Source organism: Yersinia aldovae 670-83, assembly GCF_000834395.1.
Lineage (GTDB): Bacteria > Pseudomonadota > Gammaproteobacteria > Enterobacterales > Enterobacteriaceae > Yersinia > Yersinia aldovae.
Map to the genome: position 1 here is coordinate 123,466 of NZ_CP009781.1, position 17,023 is coordinate 140,488.

A 17,023-nucleotide genomic window follows, 5' to 3' on the forward strand; every position below is an offset into this window, starting at 1 on the left:
CGCTTACATTCAGTAACTTATGATTAACCAATTGATTTATAGTATTTTTTTAATATCAACGTTCTGTTTTTGGTGGAAAAACCTAATCATCGTTAGAAAAATAAAGGTTTAATGCGCCAAATATCAAAAAGCAGTATTTAGCAGTCCAGAATATTGTTGTTAAAAAGGATATAATGAGCGGAAGAATAAATGTGATACTTAAGTATCAGGTTGGGATACCAAAATTCTCGAGCGCAAGGTCAGAGGTGGTCCCACCGTTTTTTGGTGTCAGGAGTATGAAGGCTTGAAAAAGCCATTATAAGAATCAAGTGGTGGATCATTATCCGCAGGTTGTAAGCGGTGATGACCACGAATAGCGGTTGGAGCAAAACCAAACCGTTTACGAAAACGTTCTGCAAAGCGTGAAGAACTCTCGTAACCCACCTGGCTGGCAATCAGTGAAATGGGCCAATCAGTACCTTGTAATAAACGCAACGCGCTGGTCATTCGTACGTCGATCATCAAATCACGCAATAATGTATTTTCTGCTGCCAGCTTCCGACGTAATACGACCTCGCTCATCGCCATATACTCTGCTACTTCTGAGGCTGACCATACTTTATGCGGGTCAATAGCCAGACAACGGCGTACTTTTTCACTTAGCGTATTGCTTTCATTTAATATGAATTTGACACCACGTTGTGCCAACCAAAGTAACAGCTCAAGCATTCTATGCCTGATTATTGTAGGTGGAATATTGCCGTTATCTGATATTGCTTTAAAAGTATTCCCGAAAGTATTAATAAACTCGGGTGCCAAATTACGGATCGGCATTACACCCGGAATAAGCTCTAGCCCCGCCGACGCAGGGTGGTTGGCAAAGGTTGCTATCAAACGCGGGTCGCAACGAAGTTGGTGGCTAAAAAATAAGCCATCATCCGATAAGCTATTAATTACGTTAATAGTTTGCCCACTATTTACTGCGACTATCTCACCTGCCTGAATCATGCATTCTTGATTATCCCAGCGGATTATCTTATGTCCACGGTTAACCATAATGAGCAACGGTTGTTCGACATAAACTGAAGTGAGCAGTAGCTCTGTGTGCTGAATAACATGCGCTGAGCTACCAACACCTGGACAAAATTTAATTGTACGTTCCATCGATATTCATTTCACAGTTTTGGTCTGAGAATATCTTTACGCTTTGAATGGCAGACTAGCAACTTATTTTAATGGAAATTTACCGTAACTGACTATTCTTGCGAAAAAGTATTAGGAGTGAGAATAATAGCCAATGCATGTAATTAGTTCTCAACAAGCCATCCATATGTAACTATTTATATAACCAGTCGCTACTGTGTTTCACCCAAAAGTAATGCATGGTCAGGGAATTGACCATAGGTATTATTTACCGACTGCTGCCGGGTAGATTGTCCTACCAGTTCACTTAATTCATCCAGGCGGCGTTGTAACAGGCGCTTAATTTCCATTTCATTTTCCAAGATGGCTTTTAACTTATCCCGTAACAACTCTTGCAATACAGAGGATGAACAAGAAGAAATGGTGGTTTTAGCAACACCTTCGATAGCTTTGAGATAAGTCATTTCTAGATCAACCAGCGCATCCCAATTCCCCTCAATTGCCAATGCTAGCATTTGCTCACTGAAAGTCAGGATTTGTTGATATTCGGACAAAAGGTGCTGGTGACGTTCCATTAAATGGGGTCCTAATCAGGTTGATAATTTGGGCCGATCTGCCGCCAGGCATCCGCAATGTTTTCGAGCAGGACAGAAACTTCATTAATAGCCTGTTCGTCATTATGCAAGTTAGCATACAGTAAGCGCCGTGTCATATAGTCATATAAGGCTGACAAGTTCTCGGCCAATTCACCACCTTTTTCCATGTCCAGTCCTGCGCTCAGTCCATTATCAATGATATTAATGGCTTTGGACAATGCAGCACCTTTGGCCGGAATATCGCCTTGATTCATCAATATGCGTGCACGAACCAGGGCGCTTTGCGCCCCGTCGAATAACATCACGATCAATTGATGAGGGCTAGCGCTCATTACGCCACTTTCCATTCCTACCTGTGCGTAAGCCTGGACACCTGATCGGTTGTACATGATCTATCCTTTATGAAGAAAATTGCTGAGTTAAGAAATTGCCGGTGTTGGTTAATGAACTCACCAATTTATCCAATTGGGTAAATTGTGCTTTATACCGTTCAATGGTGGCGTTAATGCTGTCAGTGGTCGAGATGACCTGTTTTTCTAATGATTTTAGTGATTTATTGATTCCATCTGTGGCTGTTTTTAATGAGCCTTTAGTGGTGTCTAACGCAGTATTGAGCAGGTTATCCATTTGAGTTGCGAAACCTGTGGTTTTACCGTCACCGACAAAGAATGCAGTCACGTTATTAGGTTGGTCAGTCAACGCTTTATCAAGTTTTTTGGAATCTATAACTAATTTCCCATCAAGATCTTGAGTAATACCCATTGCAGCCAGCGTTTTTACATCACCCCCTTGCGCGGAGGCTAACTGACTTTTTAGCTGGGTCTGAATACTGCGTAATGTGCCATCACCAACCAATGCGCCATTGCTGGTCGATTGATCTTTACCCGGTTCAACTGCGGTATATTTGGTTAAAGAGGCAAATGTTGTTTGTAGTGAGTTATAAGAATCTACGAATGTTTGAATCGCCGCTTTTGTTGCTGTGGAGTCACGCGAGATAGTCAGTTGCTCCGGTTCATCTTTTTTTGTCACCGCTTTCAAGGTTAGAGTTACACCTTGTGGAGCGTCAGTAATGGTGTTGCTTTGGCGGGTAATTGCCACACCATTAACTGTTAATTTTGCATCTTCTGCTTTGACTTTTTGTGTCATAGCACCGCTGCCACCGGTACTGCTCGGTGTGTAATTGAGCAAATTATTTAGGGTGTCATCTCCGCTGACGCTGACCGTCATTTCTGATTTAGTGCCTGTTTCCTTTGACGTTAACGCCAGGTAATAGGTGTCATCATCCGCTTTCATGATACTGGCAGTAACGCTACCTTCTTGCTTATTAATCGCATCGCGAATACCGGTCAACGAGGTCTGTTCACTGGTTAGCTTAACTTCTAATGGCTTGGTTTGACCAGGTTGCTTAATCGTTATGGTACGGCTGTCGTTACCATTACCCAGCTTATCTGTCACGTTTGGAACATCAGTAGAAAGCAGTGATTGCGCTTTGGCCAGGTTAGTTACTTCGATAGTGTAACTCCCTGACGTCGCGCCACTACCGGTAGTCGCTGCAAATGCCGTATTCGTGCTGACCACCGAGGTGGTCGCCAGTGTATCGGCTTTTTTCAGGGCAGCCGATGCAGTTTCTAATTTTGCTAGCGCGCTTTGTAAGACACCGTAAGCGGTGAGTTTACCTTTATAGCTGGTCTGTTGGCTGGTTAGCGGAGTTAAACGAGTCTGTTCTGAGGCACTTAACTTATCCAGTAAAGTGCCTAACTCCATATTTGAACCGATACCCAGAGAACTGATACTTGCCATTTCTAATCCTTAATATTCAAGTGTCGTTACAGGGGTTATCGGCCAAGGAGTTAAAAAGTTTACACATAAAATAGAATTTATGATGGGAAGAATAACGGGGGATAACAGGGGGTTATTTGCCCCATTGAATAGAGTGTTAATTAGAAAAGAGATAAATAATAATTTTAAGGAAATTTAAAAATTATTTGTCGTAATGTCTAAAGGTTCCTTGAAGATCGCCGATACAAGTTGGGACGGTGATGAAGCCGTGGGCAGTAAGCCCAAACCATAACCCAATAAGCATTTAAGGAATATCACTATGGCGGTAATTAACACTAACACCCTGTCTCTGACGACTCAGAACAACATGAATAAATCACAGTCCTCTTTAGGCACCGCCATTGAGCGTTTGTCTTCAGGTCTGCGTATTAACAGTGCAAAAGATGATGCTGCTGGTCAGGCAATCGCTAACCGCTTCACTTCTAACATCAAAGGTCTGACTCAGGCTTCTCGTAACGCAAACGATGGTATCTCTCTGGCGCAGACAACTGAAGGTGCGTTGGGCGAAATCAACAACAACTTACAGCGTGTTCGTGAGCTGAGTGTTCAGGCTGCAACCGGTTCTAACTCATCTTCTGACCTGAAATCAATTCAGGACGAAATTCAACAACGTCTGGACGAAATCGACCGCGTATCTGATCAAACTCAGTTCAACGGCGTGAAAGTTCTGGCTGGCAACAGCAGCATGAAAGTTCAGGTTGGCGCAAATGATGGCGAAACTATCAGCATCAATCTGGAAAAAATCGACTCAAAAAGCCTGGGTCTGCAAGGTTTTAACGTTGATGGCGCTAAACAAGCGACTGTTAACGATCTGACCTCTCAGTTCAAAGCCACCGGGACTAACAACTTTGATGTGGGTGGTGTGGCTTATAATACCGATATCAACAGCGGTGCAGTGACTAAAGCAGGTGCAGCACAGTATATTGATGCAGGTACCGGCGCATTCTCCAGCACTACAACTACCGCTAACGCTGCATCTGCTGCCTATACCACCACAGCAACAGCAGGCGCAGAAGCGACTTCTATCGCTGCCGCGTCAGTTGGTAAAGCGGTTGGTGATAAGTTCACCGCTCAAGGCATGGAATTTACTGTTAAAACTGCGGCTGACGCGAATGGTAACGGTGTATACAGCGCAACTGTTGATGGTAAAAGTGTTGATTTCACAACTTCAGCCAGTACGGCACCAGCCGGTACCGCTGCTGAAGTGAAAACTTCTAGCGCCTTACACACCTCTGTTGTTGGTGGCGGTTTAACCACAAAAGCGGCTGAAAACAACCGCGCAGCAACCTTGGCTGACCTGGATTTACAAGGTGCGGCCAAAACCGGTAGCACCCTGACTGTTAATGGTACCGCGTACACTGCTAACGCTAAAGGTGATGAAATCACCAATGGCGCGGGCAAAACTATGTTCATGTCTCGTACTGCGAACGGCACGACTACCTTGATCAACGAAGATGCGGCTGCATCGCAGAAATCAACTGACAACCAACTGGCTACCGTTGATAAAGCATTGGCACAAGTTGATGCGTTGCGCAGTGGTTTGGGTGCGGTACAAAACCGTTTCGACTCAGCCATCACTAACCTGGGTAACACTATCAACAACCTGACCTCAGCGCGTAGCCGCATTCAGGATGCTGACTATTCTACTGAAGTATCTAACATGAGCCGTGCAAACATCCTGCAACAAGCAGGGACTTCTGTACTGGCTCAGGCTAATCAGGTTCCACAAACTGTTCTGTCACTGCTGCGTTAATTCGCCAGAAACACAACATTATTTCAACCCCGCTGCGGCGGGGTTTTTATATCACTTACTGGAAATAGATAAGAGTGCTATTTCCCGTGGGAATAAGTTTAAGATGGGCGCTAATTGTTTATTTTTATTGGTTTTTAAATCTATTTATCGCTCTGTTTTTTCAATGGCAGCAACGTGTTAACAGTAAAAGTCGCAGGCATAAGCCAAATAGCTGCCATTTTATAGGCCTATTCCGACGATTGTCTGACTGACCTGACAGGATAATGGTACGACTCTCTTACCCTTAGGTGCCTGTCTAGTGAGCGATCTGTATACCGCCGAAGGCGTGATGGACAAAAATTCCCTCTGGCAACGCTATGTTCCTCTGGTTCGCCATGAGGCACTGCGTTTGCAGGTACGCCTGCCCGCCAGCGTGGAGTTGGACGATTTATTGCAGGCTGGGGGAATTGGTCTGCTGAATGCTGTCGAGCGCTACGATGCTTTGCAAGGGACCGCGTTTACCACTTATGCGGTACAGCGTATACGGGGGGCGATGTTGGATGAACTGCGTAGCCGGGATTGGGCACCGCGCAGTGTGCGCCGTAATGCGCGTGAAGTCGCGACAGCGATGCAAAAGGTTGAACAGCGGGTAGGGCGTCCTGCGACCGAACAAGAAGTGGCGCAAACCCTTGACATCGAGCTGTCTGAGTATCGCCAGATCCTGTTGGACACTAACAATAGCCAGCTTTTCTCTTATGACGAATGGCGTGAAGAGCATGGTGAAAGTGTCGAACCCCTGCTGGAAGGGCACGAGGATGCCAATCCATTACAACACTTGTTGGAAGGAAATCTGCGCCAGCGCGTGATTGACGCGATCGAGGCTTTACCGGACCGCGAAAAGATGGTGTTAACGCTGTATTACCAGGAAGAGCTGAATCTGAAAGAAATTGGAGCGGTGCTTGATGTGGGAGAATCCCGTGTTAGCCAGCTTCATAGTCAGGCGATAAAACGCTTGCGTGCCCGCCTGAATAACGACTCTTAATTCATTTTCGCTCAGTGATATCCCACTGTTTTACTTTATTAATGTAGGTCTTCTTATGCCAGGGATTCAGTTAAAAAAGCGGCCATTAAGCCGTTATTTAAAAGATTTTAAGCACGGCCAAACACATTGTTCGCATTGTCATAAACAACTCGATCGGATGGCGCTGGTATTCCGAGGACAAATCATTAATAAAGAAGCTATTGCCGGTATGGACCAGCCTATCGACGATCAGGTGTGGTTAAAGCTTCAGGATGAACTGACAGCATTATGTCGTTTTTGTAGCGAAATATATTGCAATAGCGCACCTGGCTATTTCGACATTATGGCGTTCAAACAGTACCTATTTGAGCAAACTGAGATGAGTCATAGTACGGTGCGTGAATATGTGGTTCGTTTGCGTCGTTTAGATGAAATGCTGGTAGCAACGAATTATCCGGCAGAAAAGTTTGCCAGCGAAACCATGCATCAGCGTATTATTGATGAATTACCTAATGCGGCACATAATAATTACCGTATAGCCTTGCGCAAATATGACCAGTATCTGGCCTGGCAAAAGAGTTATTGATCTCTGCGATACACACAGCAAACGTTAAGATAACGCTCAGAATTTTGTCAAAAGTGCCCCTGCGACAGCATTCGACTTTTGCAGTCTCACTCCTACGCCCGGCAACGCGTTCCCTCTGCTGGGCGTTTTATTCTCTCTCTCAATAATTAAGCGATTCCCCTGCGCTATTGACTACTCACATCTATAATAAAATCAGTGATTATTCAGAATACATCTGATAAACCTATGTAATAGATGTAATTCAATAATTGTTTGGGGGACGGGTGACGTTTCAACACAAATTAGCGCAATTTCCGCGATTGGATCTGGTCGGTAATACAACACCGCTGGAAAAGCTGTCCCGACTCTCTGACTTTTTGGGGCGTGAAATTTATATTAAACGTGACGACGTAACGCCTTTGGCTCTGGGTGGCAATAAGCTGCGTAAACTTGAGTTTTTAGCCGCCGATGCTTTGTGTCAGGGAGCTGACATGCTCGTTACCGCCGGGGCAATTCAATCTAATCATGTGCGGCAAACCGCAGCAGTAGCAGCAAAGTTGGGGCTGCATTGTGTTGCTCTGCTTGAGAATCCTATTGGCACCAAGCAGGATAATTATCTGACTAATGGCAATCGATTACTGTTGGATTTATTCAATGTCAAAGTGGTGATGTGTGATGAACTACATGATCCGAATGCGCAGTTGGCTGAGCAGGCTACCAGAATGGAGGCTCAAGGGTTCCGCCCCTACGTGATACCGGTGGGGGGATCTAATGCGTTGGGTGCGTTGGGCTATGTGCAATGCGCATTGGAGATAGCCGCTCAATCAACAGGGAGAGTTACTTTTAGCTCTGTTGTTGTTGCCTCTGGCAGTGCGGGAACCCACGCCGGATTAGCGGTCGGTCTACAACAGCTACTACCCGATACTGAATTGATAGGTGTTACCGTATCCCGTAACGCTGATGAACAGCGGCCTAAGGTCGTTCATATTCAACAAGAATTGGCAGCATCTTTAGGAATTAGCGATCAGCAGGCAGAGATAACCTTGTGGGATGACTATTTCGCGCCGCAATACGGGATGCCCAATAAAGAAGGGTTGGCTGCTATAAAACTTCTGGCGCAGCAGGAAGGCGTATTGTTAGACCCGGTTTATACCGGTAAGGCAATGGCTGGCTTGCTTGACGGCATCAGCCAGCAAAAATTCCGTGATAACGGCCCGATTCTGTTTATCCATACTGGTGGTGCGCCGGCATTATTTGCTTACCACCCTCATGTGTAACCTTTAACGATTGCTTATTCCATTTATAGCTATCGTTATTAGTTTATATTCCTTTATTCCATTAACAGCACTGTTAAAGTGCTGAATATCAAAAGATAAACATGACAGTCGGGGTATTTATGAGTTTTTCAATGGTACGGCGCAAGGCCGCTCTGGGCATGATGGCGCTTGCATTGGCGGCAGGTCTGAACGTGAAATCTTATGCTGCGGACTCTCTGCTGGGTCAGGTCAAAGAACGCGGAACCCTGATTGTTGGATTGGAGGGAACTTATCCGCCATTCAGCTTTCAGGGCGAGGATGGGAAACTCACTGGTTTTGAAGTGGATTTTGCCAATGAACTGGCCGAACATATGGGCGTCAAAGTAAAACTGGCCCCAACAAAGTGGGATGGCATGTTGGCTTCGCTGGAGTCAAAACGCATTGATGTGGCGATTAATCAGGTCACTATCTCTGATGAACGTAAGAAAAAATATGATTTCTCAACGCCTTATACCATTTCAGGTATTCAGGTGCTGACCAAAAAAGGGAATGAAGGTAGATTCACCAAACCGGAAGACTTGGAAGGTAAAAAGGTGGGCGTTGGTTTGGGCAGTAACTATGAGCAATGGTTACGGGCTAACCTGAAAGGTGTTGATATTCGTACCTATGATGATGACCCAACCAAGTATCAGGATCTGCGTGTTGGCCGCACCGACGCTATTCTGGTTGACCGTTTAGCCGCATTAGATCTGGTGAAGAAAACTCACGATACCCTTGCGGTGGCCGGCCCCGCGTTTGCGCGTCAGGAGTCTGGTGTGGCATTGCGTAAGAATAACCCTGAGCTGTTAGCCGCAATCAACAAGGCTATCGCCGAAATGCAACAAGATGGGACGTTGGCCAAGATTTCAGAGAAATACTTTGGTGCGGACGTAACTAAATAATGCAAGAAAGTATCCAATTGGTGCTGGATTCAGCACCATTTTTATTGAAAGGTGCCTGGTTTACCCTTCAACTGAGTCTGGGCGGGATGTTTTTTGGCCTGGCACTGGGCTTTATGCTGGCGATGATGCGCTTATCCCGCTTCTTGCCGTTTTCACTTCTCTCCCGCTTTTATGTCTCAATTTTTCGTGGCACTCCGTTGATTGCTCAGCTTTTTATGATCTACTACGGCTTACCACAATTTGGCATAGAACTGGACCCAATGCCCGCGGCACTGATTGGTTTATCACTTAATACGGCGGCATACACGTCAGAAACATTGCGTGCAGCAATCTCATCTATCGAGAAAGGGCAGTGGGAAGCCGCCGCCAGCATCGGGATGACGCGCTGGCAGACACTCTATCGGGTGATATTACCGCAAGCGGGGCGCACGGCTTTACCGCCACTGGGTAACAGTTTTATTGGTCTGGTAAAAGATACCTCGCTGGCAGCGACCATTCAGGTACCTGAGCTTTTCCGTCAGGCGCAATTGGTCACATCGCGCACGTTGGAGGTATTCACGATGTATCTGGCCGCATCGCTGATTTATTGGGTCATGGCGACGTTGTTGTCAGCATTGCAAAACCGCCTCGAAGCGCATGTTAATCGTCAGGATCAGGAGTAGCCATGAGTGCCATCGACGTTAAGAAATTGACCAAACAGTTTAAAGGTCAGCAGGTACTGCACGGCATCTCCCTTGAAGTTAACAGCGGCGAAGTGGTGGCGATCATCGGCCCTAGTGGTTCGGGCAAGACGACGTTGTTGCGTAGTATTAATCTGCTGGAGATCCCTGATTCAGGGATTATTCGCGTTGGTGATATTGAGATTGATAGCAGTAAACCCATTAGCAAACAGCAACGTCAGGTGCGTGCACTGCGACAACAAGTGGGATTCGTTTTCCAAAGCTTCAATTTATTTCCACATCGTTCGGTGTTGGAAAATATCATTGAAGGGCCGGTTATTGTTAAAGGTGAGAAACGTGCTTTAGCTGAAAAACGCGCCCGTGAGTTGTTAGCAAAAGTAGGGCTGAGCGGCAAGGAGGATGCTTATCCGCGCCGTTTGTCCGGTGGTCAGCAACAGCGGGTAGCGATAGCACGGGCATTGGCGATGCAACCACAGGTAATTTTGTTTGATGAGCCAACATCAGCCCTGGACCCTGAGTTGGTGGGTGAGGTACTGAGTACCATCCGAGCCTTGGCTGAAGAGAAACGCACTATGGTCATTGTCACTCATGAGATGAGCTTTGCTCGCGATGTCGCCGACAGAGCCATCTTTATGGATCATGGGCGCATCGTAGAGCAAGGCCCGGCAAAGGCGCTGTTTGCCCATCCGCAACATGATCGCACCAAACAGTTTCTTGATAAGTTTTTAAATAACCGCTAGTCAGATAATTTATTTCGACAGGATAATGAGTTAGCTCATGAGTGGATCAAAAGTACGTGGGCAATATTGCGAGAAGGTATCAGAAGAAAAACGCTGTTTTTCAGTTTTACATGGGGGGAATGCGAGTGGTATCGCATCATTTCTGGCGTATTATTTCCAGCGTTTAAGCAAAAAATAAGACCCCGAAGGGTCTTATAGGATAGGTCTTAGTGGTAAAGCTGGCGGATTAACCGATGGTCATCAGGCTGGCGTTACCCCCTGCTGCTGCCGTATTCACGCTAAGCGAATGCTCAATCAGCAGACGTTCCAGCAGAATGTTGGTTTCACCGCGTGCAAAACCTTGCACCGAGACGATTGGCCCGTCAATTTGCGCAATTTGCTCACACAAAATCCGCAGTTGATCGGCATCACCATGATAGATAACCGCATCAAAACTGATATTGGCCGCTTGCCAATCATTGGTCAGAGTAATACGCGATTGCACCGCCTTAGGTAATTTGCGGAACAACTCTTTTTGTACGTCATTTTCCAGCCATAAAACCTGACTGCCGATTGCCAACACCGCAGCCAACTGAGTCAGTGCATCCGCTTGAGTATCCGCCAGACAAAGAACTTGTTCACGCGGCAGCAGGGCATAGGTGTTACGTTCGCCCGTCGGCCCTGGAAGTAGCCGAACGGTGCCGCTCTGAGCATATGTGGCGTAACGCTGTGCTCGCTGAGTCAACTCGTTATCTTGCTGTTTCTCTGCCCACTGAACCAGTTCACGATGCGCAGTCAGCAGCGCCTCGCGGCCCGCAACATGCTGTACCTGTGCGTTATCCTGCTGCACCAGCGTGTTGGTCACGGCATCTTCCGGGCGACTGCACAGAAGACGATATAGATAGAGTGGGCCACCCGCTTTCGGCCCGGTGCCGGATAAACCTTCGCCGCCAAAAGGTTGCACACCTACGACGGCACCCACCATATTACGGTTGACGTAAAGGTTGCCTACTTTGGCTTTTCCGGTGACACGCGCGATAGTTTCATCAATACGGGTGTGAATACCTAAGGTCAAACCATAACCCGATGCGTTGATTTGATCGATTAAAGCCTCAAGATTTTGGCGTTGGAAACGTACAACATGTAGCACTGGGCCAAAGATCTCTTTTTGCAGTTCATCAAAGCTGTCCAGCTCAATTAACGTTGGTTTGATGAAAGTACCGCGCTGCCACTCTTTTTCATCCAAACCATTGGCTCGGGCCGCCTGATAAACTTTGCGCCCCTTGGCGCGCATCGCCTGGATATGGCGCTCAATACCCGCTTTAGCATCGGCATCAATCACCGGCCCGATATCGGTAGATAAGCGCTCTGGATTGCCCATACGGCATTCGGCCATTGCGCCACGTAACATTTGCAGGGTGTGTTCGGCCACATCATCCTGAATACAGAGAATACGCAGAGCAGAGCAGCGTTGACCCGCGCTGTCAAACGCTGACGCGACAACGTCGGTTACCACCTGTTCCGTTAATGCTGATGAGTCAACAATCATGGCATTCAGACCACCGGTCTCGGCAATCAGTGGTGTTGGGCGGCCTTGAGGATCGAGTCGGCCTGCGATACTACGTTGCAAAATAGTGGCGACTTCGGTTGAACCGGTAAACATCACGCCGCGGACACGGACATCATTAACCAGAGTTGCGCCGACGGTATCCCCCTGGCCTGGCAACAGTTGTAGAACACCGGCTGGGATGCCCGCTTCCAGCAAAATACGAACGGCTTGCGCGGCAATCAGCGGTGTTTGCTCTGCGGGTTTGGCCAACACACTATTACCGGCCGCCAGCGCTGCCGCAACCTGACCGGTAAATATCGCCAGCGGGAAGTTCCACGGGCTGATACACACTACGGGGCCGAGTGGGCGGTGGCTATCATTGGCGAAGTTATCGCGCACTATTCCTGCATAATAATTTAGGAAATCAACGGCTTCACGCACCTCTGCGATAGCATTACTGAAGGTTTTCCCGGCTTCACGTACCAAAATACCCATCAGCGTTTGCATTTGGCTTTCCATCAGCTCGGCTGCGCGGACCAATATGGCAGCACGTTCAACCGGTGGTGTGGCAAACCAGATAGCACCTGCGCTGGCGGCCGCATCTAATGCACGGCTGACTTCAGCCTCTGTTGCCTCGCGGACATAACCGACGATATCACTAGGTTCTGCGGGGTTAATCACGGGTTTTTCTACGCCGCTATCAAGATAGGTATCGATAAGAGGTTCGGCCCGCCACATTTGACTGGCGCTGGTCAGCAGCGCGCTGCTGAGTGAGGCCAAACGGTGTTCGTTGGCCAGATCAAGCCCGCTTGAGTTAGCGCGTTCTTTACCATATAACTCGCGAGGCAAGGGAATACGTGGGTGGGGCAACCCTAATTGGCCTTCACTTGCCGCCATCGCCTCCACAGCACTCACCGGATCAGCTACCAGCTCATCAAGCGGTAATGTGGCATCGGCAATACGGTTTACAAACGAGGTATTCGCACCGTTCTCAAGCAGACGGCGCACCAGATACGCCAGCAAGGTTTCGTGAGTACCGACTGGGGCGTAAATACGGCATGGGCGGTTTAGCTTGCCATCGGCAACTTTTCCCACAACCTGCTCGTAGAGCGGTTCACCCATGCCATGCAGACACTGGAATTCATATTGGCCGGGATAGTAATTGTGGCCAGCAAGGTGATAAATCGCCGAGAGTGTATGGGCATTGTGGGTGGCAAATTGCGGATAAATCAGGTTAGGTACCGCCAGTAATTTACGCGCGCAGGCCAGATAAGAGACATCGGTATACACTTTGCGGGTATAGACCGGGTAACCTTCTAATCCATCGACTTGGGCGCGTTTGATTTCGCTATCCCAGTATGCCCCTTTGACCAGGCGAATCATTAGGCGGCGACGGCTGCGCTGCGCCATATCAATCACGGCATCAATGGTGAATGGGCAGCGTTTCTGGTAAGCCTGAATAACAAAGCCAATACCATTCCAACCCGCTAACTTTGGCTCGAAGCAGAGTTTTTCCAGCAAGTCGAGGGAGATTTCCAGCCGATCAGCTTCTTCTGCATCAATATTAATACCGATATCATACTGACGGGCTTGCAAGGTCAGTGACAATAAACGTGGATAAAGCTCATCCATTACCCGTTCATACTGCGCGCGGCTATAGCGCGGGTGCAGGGCGGATAACTTGATAGAGATACCCGGCCCCTCATAGATACCACGGCCATTTGAGGCTTTGCCGATAGCATGAATAGCTTGTTGGTAGGAGAGCAGATAAGCCTGCGCATCGGCCTCCGTCAATGCGGCTTCACCCAGCATGTCATATGAGTAACGGAACCCAGTATTTTCCAGTTTTCGGGCATTAGCCAACGCTTCAGCAATGGTTTCACCGGTGACAAACTGTTCCCCCATCAGACGCATTGCCATATCCACGCCTTTGCGGATCAGCGGCTCGCCACCTTTACCAATAATACGGTTCAGTGAACTGGAGAGTTTGGTTTCATTATGGGTAGACACCAAATGACCGGTAAATAGCAAGCCCCAGGTTGCAGCATTGACAAACATTGACGGGCTGCGGCCCAGGTGGGCGTGCCAGTTGCCGTTGCTTATCTTATCGCGGATAAGCGCATCGCGGGTTGGCTTATCTGGAATACGCAATAGTGCTTCGGCCAAACACATCAAAGCCACGCCTTCCTGTGAAGAAAGGGAGAATTCTTGTAGCAAGCCTTGCACCATGCCCGCACGGCCATTAGCGCTTTTCTGATTACGCAGTTTCTCCGCAATGGAATAGGCCAACTTATGGGTTGCCAGTGCCACATCTTCTGGCAGCCGGGCTTGTTCCAATAACATTGGAATAGCTTCAGTTTCCGGGCGGCGGTAGGCCGCAGTGATAGCAGCACGGATAACGGACTGAGGTAGAACTTGTTCTGCAAAATCAAGGAATGGCTGGTGGGTGCTTTCATCAGTTTGCGGCATAATGTCGTCCGCTTCTTGGATAGCGGCGCTATTAACTAGCGGAAGTTCCGGTATTTCACTGTTGGTTTCCAGCCGTTCCAAATAGTTAAAAATAGCCTGCTTAATTAGCCAGTGCGGTGTGCGGTCAATTTTTTGTGCTGCGCCCTTGATGCGATCGCGTGTCGCTTCGTCAAGTTTTACACCCATCGTAGTGCTGCCCATACTGTCCGGCTCCTTTATTTTAATAAGGGAAGTTATCGTTTCAATCCTGACAATATTAGTCATGTTGCAACTTTGTGCAACCGTGTTAAATAAGTCATGTGAGTGAAGTGTGAATTCAGTCTTGTTTTTAACAATTCACTCGGTCATGGCGGGGGCTGAATATTATGTGTAGTAAGTATTATTGCTAACAATGGCAGGTGGAGTCAGGCATTAACCTAAGGTGCAACTCATTTTGTAATGGAAGGTGTAACTTTTTACGGTGCGTAATGTGATATAGGGTGAATTTTTTGTAAAATTTTTGTTGAAGTTGTTGTGGTAAGTGAAAGGAGTCCTCTAGGATAGCAACCGCGAGATATCCATTCGCTTGCGAATAGTTGTTATGGATAGTTCACCTGTTGCTAATTATTCTTCTCTGGTGTAATTCAGTGTCATGTTCCGACAGGGGAGCCAGAGGTAGGCATAAAATCGCCTTAGCGAAAACGACTAAAAATAGCGAAATGTATTAAAACGATAATACGCACTATGGAGATGCTTCATGATGATGAATACACCAATGTTGGTGACTTTTTTAATTTACATTTTTGGCATGATATTAATTGGCCTAATGGCTTACCGGGCAACCAATAACTTTGATGATTATATTTTGGGCGGACGAAGTTTAGGCAGTGTGGTTACCGCATTATCTGCCGGGGCTTCTGATATGAGTGGTTGGCTATTAATGGGGTTACCGGGCGCTATTTTCCTCTCCGGTATTTCCGAAAGCTGGATAGCTATTGGTCTGGTCATTGGCGCTTATTTTAACTGGAAACTGGTTGCTGGCCGTCTACGGGTTCATACCGAGGCCAATAATAATGCCTTGACCCTGCCTGATTATTTTACCAGCCGTTTTGAAGACAAGAGTAAATTACTGCGGGTAATATCGGCGGTGGTCATTTTAGTGTTCTTTACTATTTATTGTGCTTCAGGGATTGTCGCCGGTGCGCGTCTATTCGAAAGCACTTTTGGCCTCAGTTATGGCACGGCCTTATGGGCGGGTGCTGCGGCAACGATTGCTTATACCTTTATTGGTGGTTTCCTCGCAGTCAGTTGGACGGATACTGTGCAGGCGACTTTAATGATTTTTGCCCTGATCCTGACGCCGATTATTGTTATTTTGGCGGTGGGTGGCATCGATACTTCGATGATGGTGATTACCGCTAAAAACCCGGCAAATGTCGATATGTTTAAAGGGCTTAATCTGGTTGCGATCCTCTCGCTGCTTGGCTGGGGCTTGGGTTATTTTGGACAACCGCATATCCTGGCTCGCTTTATGGCGGCAGACTCGCACCGGACTATCCGTAGCGCGCGCCGCATCAGTATGACCTGGATGATTCTTTGTCTGGCAGGGACTATCGCGGTGGGCTTCTTCGGTATTGCTTACTTTGAAAATCATCCAGAACAGGCGGGAAATGTCACTCAAAATGGCGAGAGAGTATTCATTGAATTAGCTAAATTACTGTTCAATCCGTGGATCGCCGGTATTTTGCTTTCAGCTATTTTGGCTGCGGTCATGAGCACTCTAAGTTGCCAGTTACTGGTGTGCTCAAGTGCACTAACGGAAGATTTGTACAAAGCTTTCCTGCGTAAAAAAGCCAGCCAAAAAGAGTTAGTGTGGGTTGGGCGTGTGATGGTGCTGTTGGTGGCGTTGATTGCCATTGCGCTGGCGGCAGACCCAAACAACCGGGTCTTGGGCTTGGTGAGTTATGCATGGGCGGGCTTTGGTGCTGCATTTGGCCCGGTGGTATTAATTTCAGTAATGTGGCCACGCATGACCCGTAACGGTGCGCTGGCTGGGATGTTGATTGGGGCTATCACGGTTATCGTCTGGAAACAGTATGCGTGGCTGGATTTGTACGAGATTATCCCAGGCTTCCTGTTTGCCAGTATTGCCATTGTGGTCGTTAGCCTAATGGGCAGCACGCCGAGCAAGACAATTACTGAACGTTTCCGTCAAGCAGAAGCTGAATTCAAGACGGTATAATCCCGCGACGGGGTTTACTTAATTAAACGTACTCGCGCTAATCATGGCCTCCTGTCACGCAGGAGGCCATTTTTTAGTTGAAATTGTTTATTGTCGATGGCTGTTTTCGCGGGAAAATAGATTTTGCAGTAAATCCTATCTCAATGAATTATCTTGTTATTTAACTGGGCAGAAACAACTTGCCACAGTTTGGTTAACAATATTCTTATTCCGCCTCTTGAATTTCTTTTGCTTAGAATGATAATCACTATCGTTTTTAGTTTTACTTTTCTTTACGTAAATCGACGCTATCTATCATTACACATTTATACCC

The 17,023-nt window shown here is 47.3% G+C and carries 13 protein-coding genes; 8 read left to right on the top strand and 5 right to left on the bottom strand.

Annotated elements, in window-relative coordinates; genetic code table 11:
• Positions 1-267: 267 nt before the first annotated feature.
• The 4 genes from AT01_RS00550 to fliD form a co-directional block, all read right to left on the bottom strand.
• The gene (locus AT01_RS00550; protein WP_042545665.1) at positions 268-1,143 is read right to left on the bottom strand and encodes a helix-turn-helix transcriptional regulator; all 876 of its coding nucleotides are present in this window, start codon (positions 1,141-1,143) and stop codon (positions 268-270) included.
• Positions 1,144-1,334: 191 nt separating this feature from the next.
• Entirely contained in the window at positions 1,335-1,697 is a 363-nt protein-coding gene (fliT, locus tag AT01_RS00555) for a flagella biosynthesis regulatory protein FliT (RefSeq protein ID WP_004700916.1), read from the bottom strand.
• 11 nt (positions 1,698-1,708) lie between these two features.
• Entirely contained in the window at positions 1,709-2,107 is a 399-nt protein-coding gene (fliS, locus tag AT01_RS00560) for a flagellar export chaperone FliS (protein WP_042545666.1), read from the bottom strand.
• 10 nt (positions 2,108-2,117) lie between these two features.
• Positions 2,118-3,518 (bottom strand): flagellar filament capping protein FliD, encoded by a 1,401-nt coding sequence (fliD, locus tag AT01_RS00565; RefSeq protein ID WP_004700911.1) that lies wholly within the window; start codon positions 3,516-3,518, stop codon positions 2,118-2,120.
• Between the two features lie 298 nt (positions 3,519-3,816).
• On the opposite strand from fliD, the gene AT01_RS00570 reads away from it, so the two are divergent.
• From AT01_RS00570 to tcyN, 7 genes are all read left to right on the top strand, one after another.
• Entirely contained in the window at positions 3,817-5,310 is a 1,494-nt protein-coding gene (locus AT01_RS00570; protein ID WP_004700909.1) for a flagellin N-terminal helical domain-containing protein, read from the top strand.
• Between the two features lie 298 nt (positions 5,311-5,608).
• Positions 5,609-6,331: an RNA polymerase sigma factor FliA gene (locus AT01_RS00575; RefSeq protein ID WP_004700907.1), complete on the top strand. Its 723-nt coding sequence runs from the start codon at positions 5,609-5,611 to the stop codon at positions 6,329-6,331.
• Positions 6,332-6,386: 55 nt separating this feature from the next.
• Positions 6,387-6,896 carry a flagella biosynthesis regulatory protein FliZ gene (gene fliZ, locus AT01_RS00580; RefSeq protein WP_004700905.1) on the top strand — a complete coding sequence of 170 codons (510 nt, stop codon included), beginning with the start codon at positions 6,387-6,389 and terminating at the stop codon, positions 6,894-6,896.
• 263 nt (positions 6,897-7,159) lie between these two features.
• Complete coding sequence (locus AT01_RS00585) at positions 7,160-8,152, top strand: D-cysteine desulfhydrase (protein ID WP_042545667.1); 993 nt, start codon at positions 7,160-7,162, stop codon at positions 8,150-8,152.
• Between the two features lie 119 nt (positions 8,153-8,271).
• On the top strand, positions 8,272-9,072 hold the full coding sequence (tcyJ, locus tag AT01_RS00590; RefSeq protein ID WP_042545668.1) for a cystine ABC transporter substrate-binding protein: 801 nt from the start codon (positions 8,272-8,274) through the stop codon (positions 9,070-9,072).
• A complete protein-coding gene (tcyL, locus tag AT01_RS00595; RefSeq protein WP_042545669.1) occupies positions 9,072-9,734 on the top strand; it encodes a cystine ABC transporter permease in 663 nt (220 codons plus the stop codon). Before tcyJ ends, tcyL begins: the two co-directional genes overlap by 1 nt.
• 2 nt (positions 9,735-9,736) lie before the next feature.
• Complete coding sequence (tcyN, locus tag AT01_RS00600) at positions 9,737-10,492, top strand: L-cystine ABC transporter ATP-binding protein TcyN (RefSeq protein ID WP_042545670.1); 756 nt, start codon at positions 9,737-9,739, stop codon at positions 10,490-10,492.
• Positions 10,493-10,718: 226 nt separating this feature from the next.
• On the opposite strand, the gene putA is transcribed toward tcyN, so the two are convergent.
• Positions 10,719-14,690, bottom strand: coding sequence for a trifunctional transcriptional regulator/proline dehydrogenase/L-glutamate gamma-semialdehyde dehydrogenase (gene putA, locus AT01_RS00605; protein WP_042545671.1), 3,972 nt, complete (start codon positions 14,688-14,690; stop codon positions 10,719-10,721).
• Between the two features lie 535 nt (positions 14,691-15,225).
• Here putA and putP point away from each other — a divergent pair.
• On the top strand, positions 15,226-16,710 hold the full coding sequence (gene putP, locus AT01_RS00610; protein ID WP_004700895.1) for a sodium/proline symporter PutP: 1,485 nt from the start codon (positions 15,226-15,228) through the stop codon (positions 16,708-16,710).
• Positions 16,711-17,023 lie beyond the last annotated feature (313 nt).